Source organism: Enterovibrio norvegicus, from assembly GCF_002876705.1.
GTDB lineage: Bacteria > Pseudomonadota > Gammaproteobacteria > Enterobacterales > Vibrionaceae > Enterovibrio > Enterovibrio norvegicus_B.
The window spans coordinates 74030-98770 of the sequence record NZ_MDAG01000027.1 but is presented as its reverse complement, the minus strand read 5'-3'; the positions used below and the strand labels follow the sequence as shown (position 1 = coordinate 98770).

Here is a 24741-nt window from a genome sequence, read left to right as displayed (position 1 = left end):
AGCGATGAAAAAATGGATAACGCTAGCGATGGCTGCCATCACGATGATGGTGTCGTCGGTAAGTATGGCAGCGGTAGATGCAAGTAATCCTTACCTTTTGATCAATGGTGTAGCAGAGAATGCATTCAGCCGATTGAAGAAAGATAAAGACGCGTATCAGGAAAACCCTGAGCTACTGCGTGCTGTTGTGAAAGAAGAACTCATGCCGTACATCAATGTTCGCTATGCGGCATTGAAGGTGCTCGGTTCTCAAGCCAGAAAAGCATCGAAAGAAGAGCGCGACCTGTTTACTGACGCGTTTTATGAATATCTGGTGGCGTCGTATGCGCAAATCTTAACGGAATATACCGATCAGCTTGTGACTGTTGAGCCGGTGAAGACGATTGATCCTAAACGCAAAGTTGTGTCTGTTCGGGTTGATATTACGGACAACGCCCGCCCGCCAATTCGCCTAGACTTTAAACTGCGCAAAAATCGCAAAACCGATGAGTGGCAGGGGTTTGACGTTCAGGTTGAAGGCGTAAGTATGCTGAATACAAAAGCGAGCGAGTGGAGTGGTCAATTACGCAAAAATGGCGTTGAGGCAGTCGCTGCTGAGCTAGAGACGCGTGCTAAAAAACCGATCAGCAAAAGTGAAGGTGCATCGTGAGTGAGCCATTAGCGTGGCGTAAAGACACAAATGGCCATTACTGCTTGTCAGGAGAGCTTGATCGTGACACAGTTCCACCATTTTGGAGCCGCCTTGCCGATTGGTTTCCAAAGGAAAGTGCTGTCACTCTCAATCTTTCAGAGGTGAAGCGCGTGGATTCGGCAGGGATGGCGATGTTGCTCCATTTGCATCAGCAGTTTAAAGACAATGGGCAAACACTGACGCTTTGTCATGTGCCTGCTCAGCTTACTGTGCTGCTGCAACTGAGTAATGTAGATAGTCTATTTACCGGTGATAACACACTGGTTGATGAGGAATGATCGTGGAACCATCAGAAATTAAAGCAATTCTTGAATCGACGTTTGAATTTGAAGAACTCCTTGTAAAAGGCGACGGCAGCCACTTTGAAGTGATCGCTGTTGGCGACATGTTTGATGGCATGTCTCGTGTCAAAAAACAACAGACTATCTATGGACCGCTGATGGAGCACATCAGAACTAATGCTATTCACGCGCTAAGTATTAAGGCGCTGACGCCCGCAGAATGGGCGCGTGATAAAAAACTGATGCAACCGCTATAAGTCCAAGAGGAACAGCATGCAAAAATTCCGTGTCCACGGTGGTGGCCCACTGCGTGGTGACGTCACAATCTCTGGTGCTAAAAATGCAGCACTCCCTATTCTGTTTGCTGCACTGTTGGCTGAAGAGCCAGTGGAAGTTGGAAACGTTCCTAAATTGCGTGACATTGACACGACAATGGAACTGCTTTCCCGCTTGGGCGCAAAAGTATCGCGTAATGGCTCAGTGCATGTTGACGCAAGCAACATCGACGAGTTCTGTGCACCGTACGATCTTGTCAAAACCATGCGAGCGTCTATCTGGGCGTTAGGTCCTTTGGTCGCGCGTTTCGGTAAAGGCCAAGTATCACTGCCTGGTGGCTGTGCCATTGGCGCGCGTCCCGTTGATCTTCATATTCATGGTTTGGAGCAACTTGGCGCCACCATTACCCTTGATGAAGGTTATGTAAAAGCACACGTTGATGGCCGCTTGAAAGGCGCGCACATCGTCATGGATAAAGTCAGCGTGGGTGCAACGGTCACCATCATGTGTGCAGCCACCTTGGCTGAAGGCACGACGGTCATTGAAAATGCAGCACGTGAACCTGAAATCGTTGATTGTGCGAAGTTCTTGAACGTTCTTGGTGCGAAAGTCACCGGAGCGGGCACGGACACCATCACCATCGAAGGTGTTGAGCGTCTTGGTGGCGGCTACCACGACGTAGTGGCTGACCGCATTGAAACAGGTACCTTCTTGGTAGGTGCTGCAGTTTCAGGCGGTAAAGTGACGTGTCATAAGACATCACCAAAACTGCTCGAAGCGGTATTGGCGAAGCTTGAAGAAGCGGGCGCAGCTGTCGAAACAGGCGAAGATTGGATTTCGCTTGATATGACGGATCGCGAGCTTAAAGCGGTGAACATCCGTACAGCGCCGCACCCAGGTTTCCCTACTGACATGCAAGCGCAATTCACCTTGTTGAACTTGATGGCAAAAGGCACTGGTATTATTACCGAAACCATTTTTGAAAACCGTTTCATGCACGTGCCTGAACTTCAACGTATGGGCGCACATGCTGAAATTGAAGGTAACACAGTGGTTTGTGGTGATTGCGATGGCCTGAGCGGCGCGCAAGTGATGGCGACCGATCTTCGTGCATCGGCGAGCTTGGTGATTGCAGGTGCAATTGCAACGGGCGAAACCATTGTTGACCGTATCTACCACATTGATCGCGGTTACGAGCACATCGAAGACAAACTGCAAAAGCTGGGTGTTCATATTGAACGCTTCAGTGACTAACGGTTTCTGCTAACCGAAAGGTTATGTGCCACAAAAATAAAAAGGTCGCCGAGGCGACCTTTTTTTGTCTGTTTAGTTTGGTGAGTGTGGCTTTACGCCAACGCCTGCGTGCAGACAGTCACCATGAAACATGCGGCTATCGAACGGGCTCTTCTCCAATCGTCACCATCAACTCCATGGTGTTACCTTCTCGAATCACTTTAAACGGTACAACCGTGCCTGGGCGAATATCAGCCACAATATCGAGTGCGTTTCTAAAACCATGAATGGGTTGATTGTTGATCTCTATGATCAAGTCATTAGTGCGCAGCCCTGAACGATCGGCTGGGCCATTTGGCTCAACAGCCGCCACCATCACGCCGCTTAGCTGTTCCGCATCAAGTAAACGTGCCATCACAGGGTTCACTTCTCTGCCATCAACGCCAATGTAGCCACGGATAACGCGTCCATCAGCAATCAGTTTTTGCATGATTTTAACGGTGAGCGAGTAGGGGATAGCGAAAGAAATACCGTAGGTTTCGATGTCAGTTGCTTGTTGGAAAGAGGCGGTATTGATACCGACAAGTTCGCCGCGACTATTCACCAATGCACCGCCAGAGTTACCACGGTTAATGGCTGCATCGGTTTGCAAAAAATCTTGCTGACGATTGAAGCTCATGCCAGGACGACCAGTGGCGGAGATAATACCAAAGGTCGTCGTTTGCCCAAGGTTGTAGGGGTTACCAATGGCGAGTACAACATCACCGACAGCAGGATCGTAGCTGTCGTTGAAGGGGATCACTGGAAGGCTTTCAAGATCCACTTTGAGCACGGCAAGATCAGTACGTTGATCTTTACCCACTAACTGCGCCGTGCTGATCCGTCCATCTTGCAACGCGACGATGATTTGATCCGCGCGAGCGACAACGTGATAGTTCGTCACTATGTACCCTTTGTCGCTCATGATCACGCCAGAGCCTAGCCCTTCAGCATTGAGCTGCAGACGATTTTCACTGCTGTAACGACGGGTATAAATGTTGACGACGGCAGGGGAGGCGCGTCTAACGGCATAGTTGTAAGACACCAAGGAGGCATCGGGTTCAAATTGCGAAAGGGTCGCGTCCGAGACCAATTGACCCGTGCGAAGGGACGGAATAGCCAGCAGTAAAAGTGCGGCGATAAGGCCGCCATAAACGACGGAACGCGTCATAAAAGCTAGCATGCTACTCCTCAATCATCTCGTTGATATTAAGTCGATGAGCATAACACTGAAATGTGGACATGAGTAGAGAGGGAAAAGGAGCCTGATGAACTCAGGCTCCTGAATTTCCATAAAGAGTTTTAGCGAATGACCAAATACATCGTTGACTCGCCGCGTACAATGTTCAAGGCAAGCACGTTCGGCTTGCTTTCAAGTTGCTTGCGGAAATCGCCAAGATTTTTCACATCGTTGCGGTTTAAACCTACGATGATGTCACCGTGTTTTAAGCCATAGCGAGCAGCAATCGAGTCTTTTTCGACTCGAGCAACGCGTATGCCCTTCACTTTGCCTTCGCTGTAGTTCTCGAGCTCCGCGCCAGTTAGTGCTTCATGCAAGGTTTCGGCTTTTGCCTTCACCATGCCTGCTTCTTTCAACGTAGCAGTGACGGTTTTATCTTTACCATCGCGAATCAAACCCAGTTTGACCTTCTTACCCGCGCCAAGCGTAGCGACTTTCGCGCGCAGTTCGCCAAATGTTCTGATCTCTTTGCCATTGACGGAGATGATGATATCGCCTGCTTCAATGCCTGCTTTAGCCGCTGCAGAATCAGGAACAACTTGGCTAACAAATGCGCCGTGGTTGGTTTCATAGCCGAAGGCTTCCGCAAGCTCAGACGTGAGCTCTCCGCCTTGAACGCCCAACACACCGCGGCGAACTTCACCGAATTCTAGGATTTGTTCGACGAGGTTTTTCGTCATGTTGACGGGAATGGCAAAGCCGATACCCACGTTACCGCCGTTAGGCCCCAAAATGGCAGTGTTTATCCCGACGAGTTCACCGTTGAGGTTCACCAAAGCACCACCAGAGTTACCGCTGTTAATGGCGGCATCGGTCTGAATGAAGTTCTCGAAATTTTCGAGATTCAGACCGCTTCGGCCTAGCGCCGAAATGATACCGGATGTGACGGTCTGCCCGAGGCCAAATGGGTTACCAATGGCAATGGCAAAATCCCCAACGCGAAGGGCATCGGAATCTGCAAATTTAATCTCTGTTAGATTTTCTGCTTTTTCGAGCTTGAGCAAGGCGACGTCTGACATGCTGTCGCTACCGATCAGTTCTGCGTCATACTCTCGACCATCATGAAGCTGTACACGGATTTTATTCGCGCCATCGATGACATGATGGTTGGTGACGATAAAGCCTTTTCCTGCATCAACAATGACGCCAGATCCTAACCCACGAAAAGGACGTTCACGGACTTGTTCTGACGGAAAATCAGGGCCAAAGAAGAAGCGGAAAGACTCAGGAACACGTTGCTTAGAGGTGTGGCTACCTTCCACAGAAATGCTGACAACCGCGGGGCTGACAGTTTCTAGCATAGGTGCCAGACTTGGAAGGTTCTCACCTGCAACGGCCATCGGTAATGCGGCAGTTGCAGGCAAGGCAGTAATACTTGTACTAATGGCGAGTGCAATTGCACTCAAAGTAAGCAAAGACGTCTTTTTCATAAACACTCCCCTGTATCGGTACGATGTAAGAGTGGGGATTATTTAAAAAAGTTCAATGCTACCTTAGTTAAGAAGTGTGACCGACTTAACTCGCTTTGCTGGTTTTTTCAGCATCTTTAAACAAACCCGTTGCTTGGCCAGAGTAGTCACGCGGTTGCTCTTGTGACGTATCACTATCAGCCTCTGGCGTAACGTCAGACAGTTTGCTGATGCGTTTGGCAAATGGATTGTCTTGTTCAGGCAAGTTTGGCATCAGCTCTGCAGATGTTGCTGCCATGTGTTGATACAACTTGCTGTAGTCACGTGAAATGTTGTCGAGCAACTCTGCGCTTTGTGCAAAGTGATCTACCAACTCTTGGCGGTACTGTTCTACCTCGTAACGTGACTTTTCAAGTTCTTTTTTCAAGTCCTTTTGCTGCGTATTGTCACGATTCATGAAACGGCCGATTAAGAAGCCAATGACAATGCCGAGGGCTCCAAAAGCAATGATGTTGATTTCAGCCATGAATGCTCCTTGATATTCTTTAGTAAGTTTTTAGATGCAAGATGATTAATAGGACCACGCTGCTACTCTGATTTTGAGAGCTCAAGTAGTTACGAATCCCTTAAATGCGTCGGTTCACTATACATGGCAAAAGTTGAGCGTGGTACTATTGATTTTGAGAACAAAGATGTCTTCAGTCACAGTTAGGTTCAAGGAATGACACCGCTAGATTTATACAATAAAGACCTCCAACGCCCCGATTTTTTTGAGGATGCTTCTCAACGAAATGCGGTAATGCTGCTTGATGATTTGTACCACCGTCTTGTGAAGCGCGTGAATACGCCGCAAGAGAAACCGTCGTTTCTAAAAAGCTTGTTTGGCCAGAAATCGACAAACACAACACCGGAGAAAGGGTTGTACTTCTGGGGTGGTGTTGGGCGAGGAAAGACGTATCTGGTTGATACTTTTTTTGACAGCCTACCTTTCGACAAAAAGATGCGAATGCACTTCCATCGCTTTATGCACCGGGTTCACCATGAACTTAGCATGCTCGATGGTCAGGTCGACCCTTTGCAGAAAATCGCCGATAAACTGGCTGATGAAACGCACATTCTTTGCTTTGATGAGTTCTTTGTCTCCGACATTACCGATGCCATGATCCTCGGCACCTTAATGGAAGCCTTGTTTGAACGCGGCATTTGTTTGGTCGCGACGTCCAACATCGTGCCTGATGAGCTGTATCGAAACGGGCTGCAGCGCGCGCGCTTCCTTCCTGCTATTGCGTTAATAAATGCACATTGCGATGTGGTAAATGTAGATGCTGGAACGGACTACCGTTTACGCACATTGGAACAAGCGGAAATTTACCATTTCCCTCTAGATGAAAAAGCCAATACCAACCTCGAAAGCTACTTTTGTCAGCTAGCCACAGAGCCGATGCACTCGCATCACACCATTGAGATAAACAACCGACCATTACTGACAGTAAGAGAAGCGGAAGGTGTGGTGCATTTTGACTTCGCCACCTTGTGTGATAGCCCACGCAGCCAATCTGACTATATAGAGGTTGCACGCCTATACCATACGGTTTTGCTGTCTGATGTCCCTCAGATGGGGGCATCAAGAGATGATGCAGCAAGACGCTTTATTGCCATGGTTGATGAGTTCTACGAGCGACATGTGAAACTCATTATTTCCGCAGAAGTGGCACTCACAACATTATATGTTGATGGCAGGCTGAATTTTGAGTTTAAAAGGTGTTGTTCTCGCCTAAAAGAGATGCAAAGCCATGATTATTTGGCGTTGGAACACCTTCCGTAGCAAGGCTTGGCACTGCTATAACATTGTTATTAGCGACCCGATGAAAAAGTCAGGACTTTTTTAGAAAAAAAGGTGATTTTTTCTACACCCTTCTCTATAATCCCGCAACCCACCGTTACTGTTGAAAGGCTTAGGCCGAGGGTACACCGCTCGAAGGGGCGCTGAATGGGCTCTTAACAGTGGGAGCATTCGCTCCTTAAGTGAAATTTTTAAATAATCGGGTAATTTATTAGCATGAAAACTTTCGTTGCTAAACCAGAAACTGTAAAACGCGACTGGTATATTGTAGACGCAGAAGGTAAAACTCTGGGTCGTATCGCAACTGAGATCGCATCTCGTCTACGTGGTAAGCATAAGCCGGAGTACACTCCGCACGTTGACACTGGTGACTACATCGTAGTTATCAACGCGGACAAAGTAACCGTAACTGGTGCGAAATTCACTGACAAGATGTACCACAGCCACACTGGCTACATTGGTGGCATCAAGTCAATCAGCTTCGACAAGCTGATCGCGAAGAAACCAGAAATGATCATTGAACTTGCCGTTAAAGGTATGTTGCCACGTGGTCCTCTAGGTCGTGCAATGTTCCGTAAGCTTAAAGTTTACGCGGGTACTGAGCACAAGCACGCGGCACAACAGCCGCAAGCACTGGACATCTAAGGGGATTTAACAATGGCAGAACAATACTACGGCACTGGTCGCCGCAAAAGCTCCGCAGCTCGCGTATTTATTAAACCGGGTAGCGGTAACATCGTAATCAACCAGCGTTCACTGGAGACCTACTTCGGTCGTCCAACAGCTCGCATGGTTGTTCTTCAGGCTCTTGAGTTGGTTGAAATGACCGACAAGCTAGACCTATACATCACTGTTTCTGGTGGTGGTATTTCTGGTCAAGCTGGCGCGATCCGTCACGGTATCACTCGTGCACTGATGCAATACGATGAATCTCTACGTCCTGCGCTACGCGCTGCTGGCTTTGTTACACGTGATGCTCGTAAAGTTGAACGTAAGAAAGTTGGTCTACGTAAAGCACGTCGTCGTCCACAGTTCTCTAAGCGTTAATTCGCTTCCGGATTTCATCCGGAGAACATTGGACCAAAAAGCCTGGCTCATGCCAGGCTTTTTTATATCTGTTGTTTCCGTAATTTCCTCACCTTTCTTAACGTCTTCGCTAAAATCCCGCTTTCTCAACATTTCTCGCGACATCTCAATATTGACATCCACCTTGAAAAAATTGGTTTTTAGGGCTTAGGTTAAAAAACGGTGTGCCCCTCACATTTGTTACAAAAAGGTAGCTTTATCTTGTCAAAAAGTGGGGTTTTCCTTATCATTTAGGCGACGTATTAGTGGGTTATATTGAGTCGATTTACTCAGTTGTACGCCGTAGAAATTCTTATTTTGAGTTAGCCGTAAGCTCCAGGGACGCATAAGGACAGTTATAAAAATCCATGCGGGAGCACATGGGAGTATGTTGGATGAGCAATGCGCCAGTGAATTCGGGCCGACGCCGTTTCTTGACTTTATCGACCGCTGTGGTCGGTGGTGTAGGTGCAGCAGCAGTCGCTGTGCCTTTTTTAAAGTCTTGGAACCCTAGCGCCAAAGCAAAGGCGGCAGGAGCCCCGGTCGAAGTCGATATTAGTAAAGTAGAAGAAGGCCAGTTAATCAGGGTTATTTGGCAAGGGAAACCTGTGTGGGTTGTTCGTCGAGGCGAGCAGACTCTGGAAGAGTTAAATGGTATTGGTGACAAGCTTCGTGACCCTGAATCACAAGAGCCTCAGCAGCCTGAATATATCACTGGTGCGTATCGTTCGATAAAACCAGAGATCTTTATCGCTGTTGGTCTTTGTACGCACCTTGGTTGTTCACCAACGTATCTCCCTGACAGTTTCGGAGAACAGGTTCAAGGCGTTACATCTGGTTTCTTCTGCCCATGTCATGGTTCTAAGTTTGATATGGCCGGACGTGTATTCCAGAGTGTTCCAGCACCACTAAACCTAGTTGTACCGCCATACGTATATCTTGATGATAACCGTATTTTGGTGGGTGCTGATGAGGGGAATGCGTAATGGAAAATCTACTCAACTGGTTTGAAAAACGCCTTCCTGCGATAAATGCATACAAAAAGCATTTGTCCGAATACCCAATGCCGAAGAACTTCAACTTCTGGTACTTGTTTGGCTCGTTAGCCATGCTGGTTCTAGTGAATCAGTTGCTGACGGGTATCTGGCTAACCATGAGCTATAACCCTTCTGCGGAAGGTGCGTTTGCCTCAATTGAATACATCATGCGTGATGTTGAATACGGTTGGCTACTTCGTTACATGCACTCAACGGGCGCATCTGCGTTCTTTGTCGTGATTTATCTGCACATGTTCCGTGGCTTGATTTACGGCTCTTACCAAAAACCACGCGAATTGCTGTGGCTGTTTGGTATGCTGATCTTCCTCGCGCTAATGGCAGAAGCTTTTATGGGTTACTTGCTACCTTGGGGACAAATGTCTTACTGGGGCGCGCAGGTGATTATCTCGCTATTCGGTGCAATTCCTGTCATCGGTGACGACTTAACACTTTGGATTCGTGGTGATTTCGTCCTCTCGGGCGCGACACTGAATCGCTTCTTTGCGTTACACGTTGTTGCATTGCCGATTGTTATTTTGCTGTTGGTTGTCTTGCACATTCTTGCGTTGCATGAAGTCGGCTCGAATAACCCTGATGGGATAGACACTAAATTGCCAAAAGGCACGAAAGGTGAAGGGTACGAAACGCAGTTCCCATTCCATAAGGACTACACCAAGAAATACGACATCATCGACTCTGTGCCGTTCCACCCTTATGGAACCGTGAAAGATCTCATCGGTGTCGCTGGCTTTGGTATCTTGTTTGCGTATGTGATTTTCTTTAATCCAGAGATGGGCGGCTACTTCCTTGAGCCACCTAACTTTGAAGCAGCTAACCCGATTAAAACGCCTGACCACATTGCGCCAGTTTGGTATTTCACACCGTTCTACGCCATTTTGCGTGCGGTTCCAGATAAGCTGACCGGCGTTGTGCTCATGGGCTTGTCCATCGCGGTATTGTTTGTTCTGCCTTGGTTGGACCGCTGTAAAGTGCGTTCTTACCGTTATCGCAGCAAATTGCACCTTGCTAACATTGTTCAGTTCGTTATCTCCTTCATTGCTCTGGGTGTGTTGGGTACATTGCCTGCCACTAGCCTGTATACGCTGTTGGCTCAGATCTTTAGCTTTGGTTACTTCATGTTCTTTGTGCTGCTGTTTGTTTACAGCAAGAACGAAGCAACAAAACCATTACCGGAGAGGGTGAACTACTAATGAAGAAGTGGATTGTAATCTTGTTCGCGTTGTTGCCTTCTCTTGCGCTAGCCGCAGGTGCGAAAGTGCCACTGGACGCAGCTAACAATGATTTGTCGGACAAAGCCTCTTTGCAAAACGGTGCAAAGTTGTTCATGAACTATTGTTTCGGCTGTCACGCAACGCAATACCAACGTTACGAGCGTATTGCGAATGACTTAGATATTCCGAACAACTTGATGATGGAAAACCTGGTGTTTGATGAAAACGCCAAAATAGGTGACCTCGTTAAGAATGCCATCGCGACGGATGATGCAGCGACGTTCTTTGGTGCGCCAGCACCAGACCTTACGCTAGTTGCTCGCGTGCGTGGCACAGATTGGGTTTACACCTATCTGCGTTCGTTCTATGCAGACCCTTCTCGCCCATTTGGGGTGAACAACGTTGTTTTCCCAAGCGTTGGTATGCCGCACGTACTTGAAGAGCTTCAGGGGACGCCTGTTAAGCAATACAAGTCAGTGATGGTTGATGGTGAGATGGTAGACGAGTTTGTTGGCATTGAATCAATGGGTAATGGTGAACTGAGCCCTGATGAGTTTGATGAAGCCGTTCGTGATTTGGTTAACTTCCTAGAGTACTCAGGTGAGCCAAACAAGCTTGAACGTCAGCAAATGGGATATTGGGTAATTGGCTTCTTGTTGATTTTCCTAGTATTGACCATTTTCCTGAAGAAAGAATATTGGCGTGACGTACACTGATCGGTTAATCTAGTGAGTTGCTGATCCACAATGGGGGCATGAGCTCCCATTGTTTTTTCTAATGATGAAATATTCTGGAGGGGTTAATGGCTGTTGCTGCCAATAAACGCTCGGTGATGACGTTGTATTCTGACGCATCAGACATGTATAGCCATCAGGTGCGCATCGTTCTTGCTGAGAAAGGTGTTACCTACGAGATTGAGCTTGTTGATCCTAATAACCTACCAGAGGATTTACTAGACCTGAATCCATACAATTCGGTTCCTACTCTGGTTGACCGTGAATTGGCGTTGTATAACGCGAATATCATCATGGAATACTTGGATGAGCGTTTTCCGCATCCACCATTGATGCCTGTTTACCCGGTTGCCCGTGGTAACAGCCGTCTAATGATGTACCGCATTGAACGTAACTGGTACACCTTGGTTGAGAAAATCGAAAAAGGGAACGCAGAAGAAGCAGATAAAGCACGTCGTCAACTTCGTGAAGAACTGCTGGCACTGGCTCCTGTATTCGCGGAATACCCATTCTTCATGAGTGAAGAATTTAGCTTGGTAGATTGCTACCTTGCACCTCTACTATGGCGTTTACCTGTTATGGGTATTGAGCTAAGCGGTCCTGGTGCAAAAGAAGTGAAAACGTACATGGCACGTGTTTTCGAACGAGATTCGTTTTTAGCTTCATTGACCGAAGCAGAGCGCGAGATGCGTTTAGCTGGTCAGTAATGAGCGAAGAAAACCTAAAGCCTAGACGTCCGTATTTATTGCGGGCGTTTTACGACTGGCTTCTTGATAACGATTTGACGCCACACTTGGTGGTGGATGCAACCTTGCCGTTTGTGAATGTCCCTATGGAGTATGTTCAGGACGGTCAAATTGTATTGAATATTGCGCCACGTGCAGTGGGCAACATTGAGCTCGGCAACAATGACGTGACCTTTAATGCACGTTTTGGTGGCCGACCAATGCAAGTCAACGTACCTATGTACGCTGTACTCGCAATTTATGCCCGTGAAAACGGTGCTGGCACCATGTTTGACCCAGAGCCTGCTTATCAAGCAGAACTGGAGAATGTGGATGCGATGACTGAGTCTCGTGAATCTTCTGAGCCTGAAAGCTACACATCAACACGTAGCGAAAGCCAAGATAAGACCCCAGACGAAGAACCGCCAAGGCCAAGACCGACGCTGACAATCGTTAAATAAAAAAAGCAGCCAATTGGCTGCTTTTTTTATGCTCTTACATTGGCAATCACGCGCGTTGAGTTAAGGTTATTCCTCTGTGGCGGCAGGTGTCTCGCTAGGCTCGTAATACTGAAAGCCTTTGATGACCTGTTTTACACCGCTTAGGTTGCGTGTAATCTCTGTGGCTTCGTTGCCTTGCTCGCGGGTGACGTACCCCAGCAAAAACACTTCCCCGTCTTCCGTGATGACTTTGACGCTCACGTCTCGTAGCTTCTTACTGCCAATCAGTGCTGATTTCACTTTTGTGGTTAGCCATGTGTCTTTACTCACATCAGCCAGCGACAGTGGCGCTTTAATGCGGATTTGATCGTAAACCGTTTCCACACCTTTAAGCTCGCGTATTTTACTCACAAGGGATTGCTTGAGCTCATCGCTTGATACCTGCCCTACGAGCAGTATCTTACCGTCGTAGCTTGCCGCATTGATGCGTGAGTTTCCTTGGTAAGGCGCTTTGTTGGCAATGCCTGCTACTTCCATTGAAAGCTGTGTATCTGTCCATTCCGTTTTAGCACTGCGTGTATCTTGTTCATACACGAGTGAACAGGCATTGAGCGCCAAAATACCTGTCAATAAAAGCGCCTTCTTGAGCATTACAACTCTCCTAATCAATATTCACCGTGTGTAGGGAAAAGGTTTTGATCGATAAGGTCACACAGTGTGTGAAGTGTCACGAGGTGCACTTCTTGGATGCGAGCTGTGCGTTGGGATGGGATGCGGATTTCAACGTCTTGTTCGCCGAGAAGTCCTGCCATTTCACCGCCATCTTTACCGGTAAAAGCCACAATTGCCATGTCGCGGGTTACTGCGGCTTCCATGGCTTTGATAATGTCTTTGCTGTTACCACTGGTTGAAATAGCAAGTAATACGTCACCGCCTTGTCCGAAGGCGCGTACTTGCTTTGAGAACACTTCGTCATGGTGATAATCATTGGCAACCGCGGTCAGTGTTACCGTATCAGCGGTCAGTGCGAGTGCTGGAAGGCTAGGGCGTTCCGTTTCGAAGCGGTTCAATAAGCACGAGGCAAAATGTTGAGCATTGGCTGCAGAGCCGCCGTTACCACAGCATAGGATTTTATTGCCGTTCAGTAAGCACTGAACCAGCACCATCGCTGCTTTGGATATTTGCTCTGGCAGCGCCTCTGCTGCTGCGATTTGTGTTTGAATGCTTTCGGTGAAGCTTTCTTTAATGCTCTCTAGCATTGATTACCCTTCGATTAAAATGTTTCTCACCCAGTTTACAGCGTTTACACCGCCGTCAAAAGTCACGGCATCAAATCTAAATTCTGTGCTGGTCGCAGATAACCCCTTATTCGCGAGCCAAAGGTAGGCTGCACGCAATAAGCGTTGTTGCTTTTGGGAAGAAATGGCGGCGGCAGCACCGCCAAATGACGATTTTTTTCGAAACTTCACTTCAACGAAAACGATACAAGCACCGTCGCGCATGATGAGGTCAAGCTCGCCTTGTTTGAAGCGCGCATTGCTGCCTAAGTGGGTTAGACCGTGCCGCTGTAGGTAGCGGCACGCTTCATTTTCATAGTGATCGCCAGTTTGTTTCTTATTTAACAGAAACAATACCTTGGTCCCCAAACATTGCCCAAGACACGGTGCGATTCACTGTGCACTGCTCTCCTAACGATAGCTCACCAGACTGACCTTCGAAGCGGTATTCTGGTAGTGCCTGCATTTGAGGCAGCGCTTCAATCAGGGAGTACGCATCCATGCCCAACGCGTAAAGGCGGGTCATGCCGTTGTCGAGGCCAGGCCAAAGCTGATGGAAACGTGCAGCGGCAGGGTGATTGTTTTCGACCAGCAGAGGCACATCACTGAATTCGATGCCACGTAGTTCACCGACTTCACCGACACCGTTGATGCGGTTGTTACTGCGAGAGCTCGCGTAAAGTTTAGGTGGTTGCACGTCAGGGTTGATGGCAACTTCAATGAACGGCTTCAACAGAGTTAGCTCACCGGCATTCGCAACAAGGTAAACCGCATCAATATCACGGCGACTGCGTTGCTCAGCTTCCATGTCCAAACCTAGGATTTGGTTCATTTGCTGAATACGGCCTTGGCTTTCAGTTAAACCAAAGACACGTTGAACCGTTTTTTGCATCGCGGCGCGGTTTTTGAAGAATTCGGTTTCTGCTTTTTCGCCCGTTGCTTCTTCCCATTCTTTTGAGAAGGCATCGCTAACACGTTTACCGAAACCATTGTTTGGTGCAATCACGAGAGGGAATTTGTGATTGTTTTGTGCAATGTGCAGCGCTGCTTGTTGGGCTTCTTGCTCGGGAGAGAGCGTGAAGAAACACGTGCCACCTATTGACGATTCGTCTTTGGGGATGTTTAGCGCGAGTGTCGGTAGCGTGTTTTGGCTGGCGCTCAAAAACGCGTCCACTTTGTCTTTTTGCAATGGGCCAATAACGAACTGAATGCCATCTGCTTGCATCTGAGCAACGATGTCAGTCATAGACTGGCCATTGGTGTCATAAAACATCACAGAAGGCTGAGACACGCCAGATTCATCATCTAACAAACCTTGCACGAATCCATTTCGAATGGCTTCGCCTTGGGCTGCAAATTTCGCGCTCAATGGCAACAGAACACCAATGCGGTCAGGACGAATGATTTCCATCGCTTGCAGCGTTTCAAGGTTTGCGGGCAAATAGGTGTTTGCTGGATGGCTTGGGTTTGCAGCTAACCAATTATTCAACGCTTCTTGTTGAAGGGCTGGATGGCCAGCGTGTTGACGCAACAAGGTGACGAGCTCTACCCAACCATTCAAGATTTGGTTGCCACTGGCCGAGAGTGCATTCAATTGGCTTGATGGCATTTGAACGAGCAAATCCCATACATGATCCCAATTTTGCTGCTTGTCGAAGCTGTCCGTTAGGTAAGGTGATGCTTCGGTGTACGAGAGTACCGCACCCGAAAAATTACCGACTTGTTCGTACAATTCGCCCTTTAATTGGTAATAACGCTGATATTGAAGCGCAGGTAATTGCCAGTTAGGTAAAAAGTTCAAACTGTCGACTGCCGCTTGTGGCTGCTCTTTTTGTTGAAGCAACACGGCACGGCCTAGCTGCCATTCAGACAATTGCAACGGTGTGAGAGGAAGTTTCGCCAAACGACCAATCAAAACATCCGCTTGCGCGAACTGTTTTTCTGCAATTAATGCTTTCAATGCCAATAAATACCAGTCTGCTTTCTCTTCACCAGCAGTGGTTTCGGCTTTCAATAAGTAGAACGTTGACGACTCAAGCGCAGGAGCCGTGATGTCATACTGAGGCTCCGGAGGAGCGGGGGGAGTGGTCACACACGCCGAAAGCACCAATGCTAGGGCGATTGGAGAGATAACTCGTGATACACTTTTGCACTTATGGGTTATTTTACGCATGAACATCTTCTGTCCGTAACTTGTTGCCCTCTATATTAATCGCCGAAGGGTTGTGAAACAAATGACTGATGAAACTTCAACCATGGTTGACGTCTCAACTTTATATATCGTGCCGACACCGATCGGAAACCTGGGAGATATCACCCAGCGTGCATTATCAATTTTGCAGCAAGTTGACATCATCGCTGCCGAGGATACCCGTCATACAGGAAGACTACTGTCGCATTTTGGTATCACGACCCGAACTTTTGCGCTGCATGACCATAACGAGCAGCAAAAAGCAGACATCTTGATCGAAAAGTTAGTCTCTGGACAAACTATTGCGCTGGTTTCTGATGCGGGCACGCCGTTGATCTCTGATCCAGGTTACCACTTAGTCACCCGTTGTCGTCAGGCAGGTGTAAAAGTTGTGCCCTTACCAGGACCTTGTGCTGTGATCACTGCATTGAGCGCGTCAGGGTTACCTTCTGACCGTTTTAGCTTTGAAGGCTTTTTGCCGCCAAAAAGTAAAGGGCGTCGTGATCGCTTTACTGAAGTGGCGCAAGACCCACGCACCATGATTTTCTATGAATCGCCGCACCGTATTACTGATACTTTGGATGACATGTTAGCGGTGCTGGGTGCCGACCGTATGGTCGTGTTAGCGCGCGAGCTAACGAAAACCTTCGAAACGATTCATGGTGCACCTTTGGGTGAGTTGATGGAATGGTTGAGTGAAGACAGCAACCGTATTCGTGGTGAAATGGTATTACTGATAGCGGGTCACCGTGCAGAGAAAGACGATTTGCCTATCGAAGCGACGAATGCCGTTGCATTGATTGCCAAAGAGTTACCATTGAAAAAAGCCGCTGCGATTGCCGCAGAACTGTATAACGTGAAGAAAAATGCCCTTTATAAATGGGGATTGGACAATCTAGAGTAATAAGTCGCGACGAAACGCTAGATTACTGGTGGTGAGTTCTATATAATCCGCCGCCTGAGTTGGCCGGGTAACCGCTGCTTTGTTGATGTCCCTTGGGAGACTGACAGAGGGGAGGAAAGTCCGGGCTCCAAAGGGCAGGGTGCCAGGTAACGCCTGGGAGGCGCGAGCCTACGACCAGTGCAACAGAGAGCAAACCGCCGATGGTTTACTATTTATAGTATTCACAGGTAAGGGTGAAAGGGTGCGGTAAGAGCGCACCGCGCGGCTGGCAACAGTTCGTGGCACGGTAAACTCCACCCGGAGCAAGACCAAATAGGTCCTCATTGGCGCGGCCCGCGTTGAGGACGGGTAGGTTGCTGGAGCCTGTGAGCGATTGCAGGCCTAGACGAATGGTTACCACCGTTTACGGTACAGAACCCGGCTTATAGGCCAACTCAAATCATACCCAGAAGGCGAGCATTAGCTCGCCTTCTTTCGTTTTATTGACCCTCTCTATTCATGAAACACCTTCTGGAATAACGTGCGGTTAAAAAGTGAGCAGTCTTTTCTGGCGCTCAAGCTATTGAATTCGCGACGTGATCGCTGCGTTTTTCGCAGTATTGCGCTGTTCGCCTGCTTGACTTTCTTTTTGCCTGATACGTACACTTCAAGTGGGAAATTGTGGAATAAAGTGGGATATTCTGGTGTGAAAGGGATTCAAACTGCATGTTAAGGGGCGTATCCGCCATTTCACTTGACGCGAAAGGTCGAGTGGCATTGCCAAAACGTTATCGAGAAGAGCTCGATGCGCTGTGCGATGGCGTGTTTGTTTGCACCATAGACCATCAGCTTCCCTGTTTGTTGCTATACCCTTTGCCTGAGTGGGAGCGCATTGAAGCAAAGCTTGCGCGCTTATCGAGCTTAAACCCTGCAGAGCGACGTCTACAACGTTTGTTGCTTGGCCATGCCTTCGAATGTGAGATGGATGGTCAGGGGCGCATTTTGATCGCGCCAACGTTGCGTGATTACGCAGGATTAGACAGCAAAGCAATGCTCGTGGGACAGCTCAATAAATTTGAGTTGTGGAATAACGAGAAATGGCAGCAGCAAATCGATAACGATATTCAACTTCAAGCCGATTCTGCAGAGGCGTTGAGTGATAGACTCAACGCACTTTCGCTTTAGGTAATCAAAATTATGTCAGAGCAGTTTTCACACATTTCCGTCCTTCTCCATGAATCCATTGATGGTTTGGCTATTAAACCCGATGGCATTTATGTCGATGGTACGTTTGGCCGTGGTGGTCATAGTCGCCAAATTTTGTCTCGCCTAGGCGAAAACGGCCGTCTTTACGGTATCGATCGTGATCCTCAAGCCATTGCAGAAGCTGCAACGATCGACGATCCACGATTTAACATCATTCATGGGCCTTTTTCGGGTATTCAACAATACATTGAAGAGCTTGAGCTAAGCGGTCAGATCGACGGCGTGCTTTTAGATCTGGGTGTCTCTTCTCCGCAGCTTGATGATCCTGAACGTGGTTTCAGTTTCATGCGTGACGGCCCGCTAGATATGCGTATGGACCCAACATCCGGTGTTTCTGCCGCGCAATGGCTTCAAGAAGCCGATGCGGATGACATTTCTTGGGTTTTGAAAGTCTTTGGTGAGGAACGTTTTGCGAAACGCATTGCGCGCGCCATTGTTGCCCATCGTGAAGACGAAGAAAAAGAGCCTATTACGCGCACGTTGCAGTTGGCAAACTTGATTGCAAACGCAGCACCGTCTCGTGACAGAAAGAAACACCCAGCAACGCGTAGCTTCCAAGCCATTCGTATTTACATCAACAGTGAGTTGGATGAGATCGAAACGGCACTGCAAGGCGCACTGAATGTGCTTGCACCGGAAGGACGTTTGTCAGTGATCAGTTTCCACTCGTTGGAAGATCGCTTGGTGAAGCGTTTCATTCGCAAACAAAGTAAAGGACCAGATGTGCCACACGGTGTGCCACTGACTGAAGTACAGATCCGCGCTTTGGGTCGTGCTGCAATGAAGCCAGTAGGTAAAGCCTTGAAGCCCTCTGATACCGAAGTATCTGATAACACGCGTTCACGCAGCTCCGTGCTCCGTGTCGCCGAAAAGCTTGGTGACTAATGTCGTCTACCCCGGGACTAACAAAGCAAATCGCGCATGACCTTATCACTGTCGGTAGGATCCCGTTGGTCTTGTTCGTCCTGGTGTTGCTGTCAGCGTTGGGCGTGGTGTACACCACGCAACAAACGCGTTCAGTCATCGCTGCTAATGATCAATTACTCATGGAGAGAGAACGCCTTGATGTTGAATGGCGAAATCAGCTCCTTGAAGAACATGCTCTATCAGAACACAGTCGCGTCGAAGGTATGGCGCGGCAGGATCAGGACATGATTCGTCCTGACAGCAAGCGCGAAATCATAGTGAGCCAATAAGTGTTTAAGGGAAAAAAGAAAGCCGGTAATCAGCGAGCCAAGAAGCAAGCGCCAACTTTTATTAAGTGGCGTTTTGTGACGGTTTGTTTCTGTATTTCCTTAGCCATGATGGCGCTCATTGCTCGCGCTGCCTACATTCAAGTCATTGAACCAGACCGCCTTCGTTACGAAGGCGATTTGCGTTCTGTGCGCGTAAAAGCCATGCCTTCTGCGCGTGGCATGATCACCGACAGAAACGACGAATCCTTAGCGGTCAGTGTGCCTGTTCAAGCGGTGTACGCAGACCCTGCCACTATCTTCAAGAACGATAAATTACAAGACAAGCCGCGCTGGTATGCGTTGGCGGATGTACTTGGTATCGACCGACAAGAGATGCTTGAACGCATCGAGAAAAACAAAACCAAACGTTTTATCTACCTTCAACGCCAAGTTGGGCCTGCGATGTCGTCTTACATCAAAGGACTGAAACTCGCGGGCATCGGTATGAAAGACGAATCTCGCCGTTTTTATCCAGCGGGTGAAGTCAGTGCTCACCTTGTGGGCGTGACAGGGATCGATGGTCGCGGACTTGAAGGCATTGAGCGTGGTTATGATGGCTGGCTAAGTGGTGAGCCTGGCCGACGTACGGTGCGAAAAGACAGATACGGTCGCGTGGTAGAAAACATTTCTCTCGAAGAAAGAGAGGAAGGTAAGCCGCTGCAACTGAGTATTGATCAACGTTTGCAGGCCATTTCTTATCGCGCCATCAAACAAGCGGTGGCGGATTACCGCGCAACCTCGGGTTCGTTGGTGATGGTCGATGTGCGCACGGGCGAAGTGTTGGCCATGGTGAACGCACCTTCCTATAACCCGAACAATCGTGCCGATCTTAAAAGCTTCAAAATGCGTAACCGCGCCATTACCGATGTGTTCGAGCCGGGTTCAACGATCAAGCCTTTGGTTGTATTGGCGGCATTGGAAAACGGTGTTGCTGACGAAAGCACGGTGATTGATACCGGCAATGGCGTGATGTCGATTGGTGGCGCGAAAGTGCGTGACGTATCGAAAGCGGGTAAAGCAAACCTTCGCAAAATTCTTCAAAAATCCAGCAACATCGGCGTGAGTAAATTATCACTCTCTATGCCTGTTGAAGCCTTGTTGGGCCTCTACAGTAGCGTGGGTATCGGTGATGCGACAGGTGTCAATCTGGTCGGGGAATCCTTAGGCCTGTATCCTTCTCGCCGTCGCTGGTCGGACTTCGAACGCGCGACTTTATCTTTCGGCTACGGATTATCAATCACGCCAGCGCAATTGGCCCGTGCTTATGCTGTGCTGGGTGGCCTTGGGGTGAATCGCCCGTTATCGATTTTGAAAACAGAAGCCGTGGTGCCCGGCAAGCAAGTCGCGTCGCGTGAAAATACACGTAAAGTCATCGACATGCTGGAAGCGGTGACGCAAGAAGGCGGCAGTGCCCGTCGTGCAGCGGTTGATGGTTACCGTGTCGGTGCGAAAACAGGTACCGCGAAAGTGGCCGTTGCCGGTGGCTACGGTGATGAATATATCGGATACACCGCAGGCATAGCGCCAATCAGCGATCCTCGGATTGCGCTGGTGGTGGTGATCAATGAACCGCAGGGTGACAAATACTATGGCGGCCAAGTGGCAGCGCCCGTGTTCTCTGAGGTCATGAAGAGCGCATTACAAATTTTAAATATCGCGCCAGACGCGAAACAACCCTCGTTACAACTTGCACATACGGACAGGCAGAACTGATGCCGAACACGAGTTTCAAAGAATTGTTAGCGCCCTGGTTTGATGGCGCACCGGAGTTACACATCACTGGCCTTGCGCTGGACAATCGTCAGATCCAGCAAGGTGATGTTTTTATCGCGGTTCAAGGTCATAGCCTTGATGCACGACGTTTTATTGCCGACGCAATCCGCGCCGGCGCAGTTGCTGTTATTTCGGATGACGGTGACACTTCAGGCCAGTTTGGCCTGACCCTGCACGACAACGTGCCTGTGGTTGCCTTCCCCCACCTTAAATCCACACTTTCAGACATTGCAGCCCGCTTCTATCAAACACCAAGCAAACACATGACCACCATCGGTGTGACCGGAACCAACGGTAAAACCACCGTCAGTCAGCTTATTGCGCAGTGGATTGACCTTATGCAAGGTCGAGCGGCAGTAATGGGAACCACGGGGAATGGTTTTCTTGATGCGTTAGAGCCAGCACTCAATACCACGGGCAGCGCCGTTGATATTCAACAGCAACTCGCTGCTTTTAACGTGGCGGGCGCAACGCATGTGGCAATGGAAGTGTCTTCACACGGTTTGATTCAAGATCGCGTGAAAGCCGTCGATTTTGATGCGGCCATTTTTACCAACCTGAGCCGTGACCACCTTGATTACCATGGCACCATGGAAGCGTACGCAGAAGCGAAATTGCGTTTGTTTACCCACTACGGTTCTCCGGTTTCGGTGATCAACGCGGATGATGACGTTGGTGCACAATGGTTGGGCTCAATGCCTGAGGCTATTGCGGTATCCATGTCTGAAGAGGGTGTGGCATTGCATCAAGGCCGTAAGTTATGGCTGACCGCCGTGAGCTATGCGACCAGTGGCGTCACCATTGCGTTCTCATCCGATTGGGGGGACGGTGAATTTACCGCGCCGCTGGTGGGTGAATTCAACGTCACGAACTTATTGTTGAGCCTCACAACCTTGTTAGGGCTTGGCTATGACAAATCCGCACTCTTAGGTGTTGCTCCACAACTTCAAGCGGTTATCGGGCGAATGGAAGTTTTTCATCGTGCTGACAAACCTATGCTTGTTGTTGATTATGCTCACACGCCTGATGCGTTAGAGAAAGCGCTTACTGCTTTGCGTCGTCATTGCGAAGGCGCACTGTGGTGCATCTTCGGATGTGGCGGCGACCGCGATACAGGTAAACGCCCGATGATGGCGAGTATCGCTGAGACGTTAGCAGACAAAGCCATTCTCACTGACGACAATCCTCGCTCTGAATCTCCTGAAATCATAGTGTCAGACATGCTTGCGGGCATGACTGCGCCTGATAACGCGATTGTGTTGCACGACCGTGCAGACGCCTGCCGTTATGCCTTTGAGCATGCTGCGCCGAATGACGTGATTTTGGTAGCAGGTAAAGGGCACGAGGATTACCAAGTATTGGCATCGGGCACGATTGATTATTCAGACAGAGACACAGTGCGAATGTTGTTGGAGGGAGAGCAATGATCCCCGTTTCGCTCACGTCATTGAAAGACGTATTGAAGGCAGAACTTATTGGCACCAACGCCGATGATGTGGTGATTGGTGCAGTATCAACGGATACCCGAACGCTCGGTCAAGGTGCGCTGTTTGTCGCGCTTGTCGGAGAGCGCTTTGATGCGCATGATTTTGTGGGTACCGCGAAAGCAAACGGTGCATCTGCGTTATTGGTATCAAAAGCGGTGGAATGCGATTTACCGCAGCTTATCGTTGCTGACACAACACAGGCATTGGGACAACTCGGTGCTTGGGTGAAAACACAATGTGATGTGAAAACCATCGCGTTGACAGGCAGTTGCGGTAAAACCACGGTGAAAGAGATGTTGGCCGCGATTTTGTCGCAAAAGGGCCAAACGCTCTATACCTCAGGCAACTTCAACAACGATATTGGCGTCCCTCTCACCTTGTTACGCCTGCAACCGTCAGATGACTTTGCAGTGATTGAGCTGGGGGCGAATCACATTGGTGAAATCGCGTATACCACTCAATTGGTCAAGCCGGATATCGCGCTGGTGACCAACCTTGCTGCGGCACACTTGGAAGGCTTCGGCTCACTTGATGGCGTAGCGAGAGCTAAAGGTGAGATTTTTGAAGGCCTTGCCGATGACGCGTTAGCGATTGTGAATCTCGACAGCAATGGCGGACCACATTGGGATGCGGTACTGGAAAGTAAGCAGTTACTGACCATGACAGTGTCAGACAAGGTGGCCGATTATCGCGCTGAGAATATTCGACCAGCAGATGGTGGGTGTTTTCAGTTTGATTTAGTGACGCCTGTTGGAAGCTTCCCAATAGTACTTAGCTTGCCGGGCGAACATAACGTCGCCAATGCCGTATTAGCTGCCATGGCTGCACTGAATATTGATGGTGTGACCATGGTTGAAGTAACAAAAGGGTTGGCGTCTGTAGCCCCCGTAAAAGGTCGTGGCGCGATCAGCTTTCCTCGTGAAGGTCTCCGTCTTATCGATGACAGTTACAACGCGAGCTTGGCGGCGATGAAAGCCGCTGTTGATATGCTCGACAGTTTTGATGGCGACAAAGTCATTGTGTTGGCTGACATGGGCGAGATGGGTGAGCACTCTGATGCGGTGCATCTAGAGGTTGCTGAACACCTTAGCCAATCAGGTATCCAAACCGTGATTACATTCGGACCAGCCAGTGCTGTGATCAGCGAACGCTGTGGTGGTCAGCATTTTGAAAACAAAGACGCGCTGATTGCGCACGTAGTAGAACTCATGAATACAAAACACGAAGTTTCTGTGCTGGTAAAAGGCGCCAATGGAATGAAAATGTCTCAAGTAGTGGCAGCAATTGAGGAGGCCGCAACATGCTAGTTTGGCTATCGGACCTTCTTGAAAACTATGTGCCGTTTTTCCGTCTATTCGATTACTTAACGTTCCGCGCGATTGTCAGTGTGCTTACTGCATTGGTGATTTCGTTGTGGATGGGGCCGCGCATGATTGCGCGTTTGCAGATGTTGCAAATTGGTCAGGTGGTGCGTAACGAAGGGCCTGAATCACACTTCAGCAAACGTGGTACGCCAACCATGGGCGGTATCATGATTTTGACAGCCATTGCGGTGACTGTGCTGATGTGGGCGGATCTGAGTAACCCTTACGTGTGGGCGGTACTTGTCGTGACCTTGGGGTATGGCGTTATCGGCTTTATGGATGATTACCGTAAAGTGGTGCGCAAAAACACCGATGGTCTGGCCGCGCGGTGGAAGTTTTTCTGGCAGTCCGCCATTGCGCTCGTGGTTGCTTTTGCACTGTATGTGCACGGCCAAGACACCGCAGCCACGCAGCTTGTCGTGCCTTTCTTTAAAGATGTTATGCCCCAGCTTGGCCTGTTCTATATCGTCTTTACCTATTTCGTGATTGTGGGCACCAGCAATGCGGTTAACTTGACCGATGGTCTCGATGGCTTGGCGATCATGCCAACGGTCATGGTGGCGAGCGGCTTTGCCTTTATTGCGTGGGCGACGGGTAACGTTAATTTCGCTGAATACCTGCATATTCCATATATCAAAGATGCCAGTGAACTGGTGATTGTGTGTGCCGCGATTGTGGGTGCGGGCCTCGGTTTCTTATGGTTCAACACTTACCCTGCACAAGTCTTTATGGGCGATGTGGGTTCATTAGCATTGGGTGGTGCGTTAGGCACTATCGCGGTGTTGGTTCGCCAAGAGTTCTTGCTCGTTATCATGGGCGGCGTGTTCGTGATGGAAACGCTGTCAGTTATCTTGCAAGTCGGCTCATTCAAACTGCGCGGCCAGCGTATTTTCCGCATGGCACCTATCCATCACCACTATGAATTGAAAGGCTGGCCAGAGCCGCGCGTGATCGTGCGTTTCTGGATCATTACATTGATGCTGGTTCTTATTGGACTGGCTACCTTGAAGGTACGTTAAT

The 24741-nt window shown here is 49.0% G+C and carries 27 protein-coding genes and 1 other RNA gene; 21 read left to right on the top strand and 7 right to left on the bottom strand.

All coding sequences use genetic code 11. The features are described from left to right. Positions 1-4: 4 nt before the first annotated feature. The 4 genes from mlaC to murA are packed head-to-tail and all read left to right on the top strand — an operon-like array spanning position 5 to position 2502. Entirely contained in the window at positions 5-649 is a 645-nt protein-coding gene (gene mlaC / locus BCT27_RS15340) for a phospholipid-binding protein MlaC (protein WP_074927029.1), read from the top strand. Next, positions 646-969, top strand: a complete 324-nt coding sequence (locus BCT27_RS15335; protein ID WP_102318543.1) for an STAS domain-containing protein — start codon at positions 646-648, stop codon at positions 967-969. Before mlaC ends, BCT27_RS15335 begins: the two co-directional genes overlap by 4 nt. Then, positions 966-1229, top strand: a complete 264-nt coding sequence (ibaG, locus tag BCT27_RS15330) for a BolA family iron metabolism protein IbaG (RefSeq protein WP_017008155.1) — start codon at positions 966-968, stop codon at positions 1227-1229. The genes BCT27_RS15335 and ibaG overlap by 4 nt, the downstream gene beginning before the upstream one ends. Before the next feature lie 16 nt (positions 1230-1245). Beyond that, positions 1246-2502, top strand: coding sequence for a UDP-N-acetylglucosamine 1-carboxyvinyltransferase (murA, locus tag BCT27_RS15325; protein WP_102318542.1), 1257 nt, complete (start codon positions 1246-1248; stop codon positions 2500-2502). Between the two features lie 136 nt (positions 2503-2638). On the opposite strand, the gene degS is transcribed toward murA, so the two are convergent. The 3 genes from degS to zapG all read right to left on the bottom strand — a co-directional run bounded on the left by degS (position 2639) and on the right by zapG (position 5695). Continuing rightward, positions 2639-3703, bottom strand: a complete 1065-nt coding sequence (gene degS / locus BCT27_RS15320) for an outer membrane-stress sensor serine endopeptidase DegS (RefSeq protein ID WP_074927027.1) — start codon at positions 3701-3703, stop codon at positions 2639-2641. Positions 3704-3822: 119 nt separating this feature from the next. After that, entirely contained in the window at positions 3823-5190 is a 1368-nt protein-coding gene (locus BCT27_RS15315; protein WP_102318541.1) for a Do family serine endopeptidase, read from the bottom strand. Positions 5191-5275: 85 nt separating this feature from the next. After that, positions 5276-5695 (bottom strand): Z-ring associated protein ZapG, encoded by a 420-nt coding sequence (gene zapG / locus BCT27_RS15310; protein WP_102318540.1) that lies wholly within the window; start codon positions 5693-5695, stop codon positions 5276-5278. A 195-nt stretch (positions 5696-5890) separates the two neighbouring features. Between zapG and zapE the strand changes: the two genes are divergently transcribed. The 8 genes from zapE to sspB all read left to right on the top strand — a co-directional run bounded on the left by zapE (position 5891) and on the right by sspB (position 12266). Then, positions 5891-6994, top strand: coding sequence for a cell division protein ZapE (zapE, locus tag BCT27_RS15305; RefSeq protein ID WP_017008160.1), 1104 nt, complete (start codon positions 5891-5893; stop codon positions 6992-6994). Between the two features lie 234 nt (positions 6995-7228). Next, on the top strand, positions 7229-7657 hold the full coding sequence (gene rplM, locus BCT27_RS15300) for a 50S ribosomal protein L13 (protein ID WP_017008161.1): 429 nt from the start codon (positions 7229-7231) through the stop codon (positions 7655-7657). A 12-nt stretch (positions 7658-7669) separates the two neighbouring features. Further along, positions 7670-8059, top strand: coding sequence for a 30S ribosomal protein S9 (gene rpsI, locus BCT27_RS15295; protein WP_017008162.1), 390 nt, complete (start codon positions 7670-7672; stop codon positions 8057-8059). 413 nt (positions 8060-8472) lie between these two features. Then, positions 8473-9063: a ubiquinol-cytochrome c reductase iron-sulfur subunit gene (gene petA / locus BCT27_RS15290; protein WP_017008163.1), complete on the top strand. Its 591-nt coding sequence runs from the start codon at positions 8473-8475 to the stop codon at positions 9061-9063. After that, positions 9063-10325: a cytochrome b gene (locus tag BCT27_RS15285; RefSeq protein ID WP_102318539.1), complete on the top strand. Its 1263-nt coding sequence runs from the start codon at positions 9063-9065 to the stop codon at positions 10323-10325. The genes petA and BCT27_RS15285 overlap by 1 nt, the downstream gene beginning before the upstream one ends. Continuing rightward, a complete protein-coding gene (locus BCT27_RS15280; protein ID WP_017008165.1) occupies positions 10325-11062 on the top strand; it encodes a cytochrome c1 in 738 nt (245 codons plus the stop codon). Before BCT27_RS15285 ends, BCT27_RS15280 begins: the two co-directional genes overlap by 1 nt. Positions 11063-11148: 86 nt before the next feature. After that, positions 11149-11787: a stringent starvation protein SspA gene (gene sspA, locus BCT27_RS15275; protein WP_017008166.1), complete on the top strand. Its 639-nt coding sequence runs from the start codon at positions 11149-11151 to the stop codon at positions 11785-11787. Beyond that, positions 11787-12266: a ClpXP protease specificity-enhancing factor gene (gene sspB, locus BCT27_RS15270; protein ID WP_017014343.1), complete on the top strand. Its 480-nt coding sequence runs from the start codon at positions 11787-11789 to the stop codon at positions 12264-12266. Before sspA ends, sspB begins: the two co-directional genes overlap by 1 nt. 66 nt (positions 12267-12332) lie before the next feature. Here the strand turns inward: sspB and BCT27_RS15265 are convergent, their stop codons facing one another. The 4 genes from BCT27_RS15265 to BCT27_RS15250 are packed head-to-tail and all read right to left on the bottom strand — an operon-like array spanning position 12333 to position 15701. Continuing rightward, positions 12333-12896: a BON domain-containing protein gene (locus BCT27_RS15265; RefSeq protein ID WP_017008168.1), complete on the bottom strand. Its 564-nt coding sequence runs from the start codon at positions 12894-12896 to the stop codon at positions 12333-12335. Positions 12897-12910: 14 nt separating this feature from the next. Then, complete coding sequence (locus tag BCT27_RS15260; protein ID WP_017008169.1) at positions 12911-13504, bottom strand: phosphoheptose isomerase; 594 nt, start codon at positions 13502-13504, stop codon at positions 12911-12913. Positions 13505-13507: 3 nt separating this feature from the next. Next, positions 13508-13876, bottom strand: coding sequence for a YraN family protein (locus BCT27_RS15255; RefSeq protein WP_017008170.1), 369 nt, complete (start codon positions 13874-13876; stop codon positions 13508-13510). Further along, positions 13860-15701 (bottom strand): penicillin-binding protein activator, encoded by a 1842-nt coding sequence (locus tag BCT27_RS15250; protein ID WP_102396160.1) that lies wholly within the window; start codon positions 15699-15701, stop codon positions 13860-13862. The genes BCT27_RS15255 and BCT27_RS15250 overlap by 17 nt, the downstream gene beginning before the upstream one ends. Positions 15702-15756: 55 nt before the next feature. Here BCT27_RS15250 and rsmI point away from each other — a divergent pair, with 55 nt between their 5' ends. The 9 genes from rsmI to mraY all read left to right on the top strand — a co-directional run bounded on the left by rsmI (position 15757) and on the right by mraY (position 24740). Further along, complete coding sequence (gene rsmI, locus BCT27_RS15245) at positions 15757-16617, top strand: 16S rRNA (cytidine(1402)-2'-O)-methyltransferase (RefSeq protein WP_102318535.1); 861 nt, start codon at positions 15757-15759, stop codon at positions 16615-16617. Between the two features lie 55 nt (positions 16618-16672). Beyond that, positions 16673-17058: RNase P RNA component class A (gene rnpB, locus BCT27_RS15240), an RNA gene on the top strand. 264 nt (positions 17059-17322) lie between these two features. Further along, positions 17323-17781 carry a division/cell wall cluster transcriptional repressor MraZ gene (gene mraZ / locus BCT27_RS15235; RefSeq protein ID WP_102318534.1) on the top strand — a complete coding sequence of 153 codons (459 nt, stop codon included), beginning with the start codon at positions 17323-17325 and terminating at the stop codon, positions 17779-17781. 12 nt (positions 17782-17793) lie between these two features. Further along, on the top strand, positions 17794-18747 hold the full coding sequence (rsmH, locus tag BCT27_RS15230; RefSeq protein WP_074927019.1) for a 16S rRNA (cytosine(1402)-N(4))-methyltransferase RsmH: 954 nt from the start codon (positions 17794-17796) through the stop codon (positions 18745-18747). Continuing rightward, entirely contained in the window at positions 18747-19058 is a 312-nt protein-coding gene (ftsL, locus tag BCT27_RS15225) for a cell division protein FtsL (protein ID WP_102318533.1), read from the top strand. The genes rsmH and ftsL overlap by 1 nt, the downstream gene beginning before the upstream one ends. After that, positions 19059-20810, top strand: coding sequence for a peptidoglycan glycosyltransferase FtsI (locus BCT27_RS15220; protein WP_017008176.1), 1752 nt, complete (start codon positions 19059-19061; stop codon positions 20808-20810). Next, positions 20810-22297, top strand: coding sequence for a UDP-N-acetylmuramoyl-L-alanyl-D-glutamate--2,6-diaminopimelate ligase (murE, locus tag BCT27_RS15215; RefSeq protein WP_102318532.1), 1488 nt, complete (start codon positions 20810-20812; stop codon positions 22295-22297). The genes BCT27_RS15220 and murE overlap by 1 nt, the downstream gene beginning before the upstream one ends. After that, positions 22294-23664 (top strand): UDP-N-acetylmuramoyl-tripeptide--D-alanyl-D-alanine ligase, encoded by a 1371-nt coding sequence (locus tag BCT27_RS15210; RefSeq protein ID WP_102396159.1) that lies wholly within the window; start codon positions 22294-22296, stop codon positions 23662-23664. Before murE ends, BCT27_RS15210 begins: the two co-directional genes overlap by 4 nt. Further along, positions 23658-24740, top strand: a complete 1083-nt coding sequence (gene mraY, locus BCT27_RS15205) for a phospho-N-acetylmuramoyl-pentapeptide-transferase (RefSeq protein ID WP_102318530.1) — start codon at positions 23658-23660, stop codon at positions 24738-24740. The genes BCT27_RS15210 and mraY overlap by 7 nt, the downstream gene beginning before the upstream one ends. Position 24741: the final 1 nt, after the last annotated feature.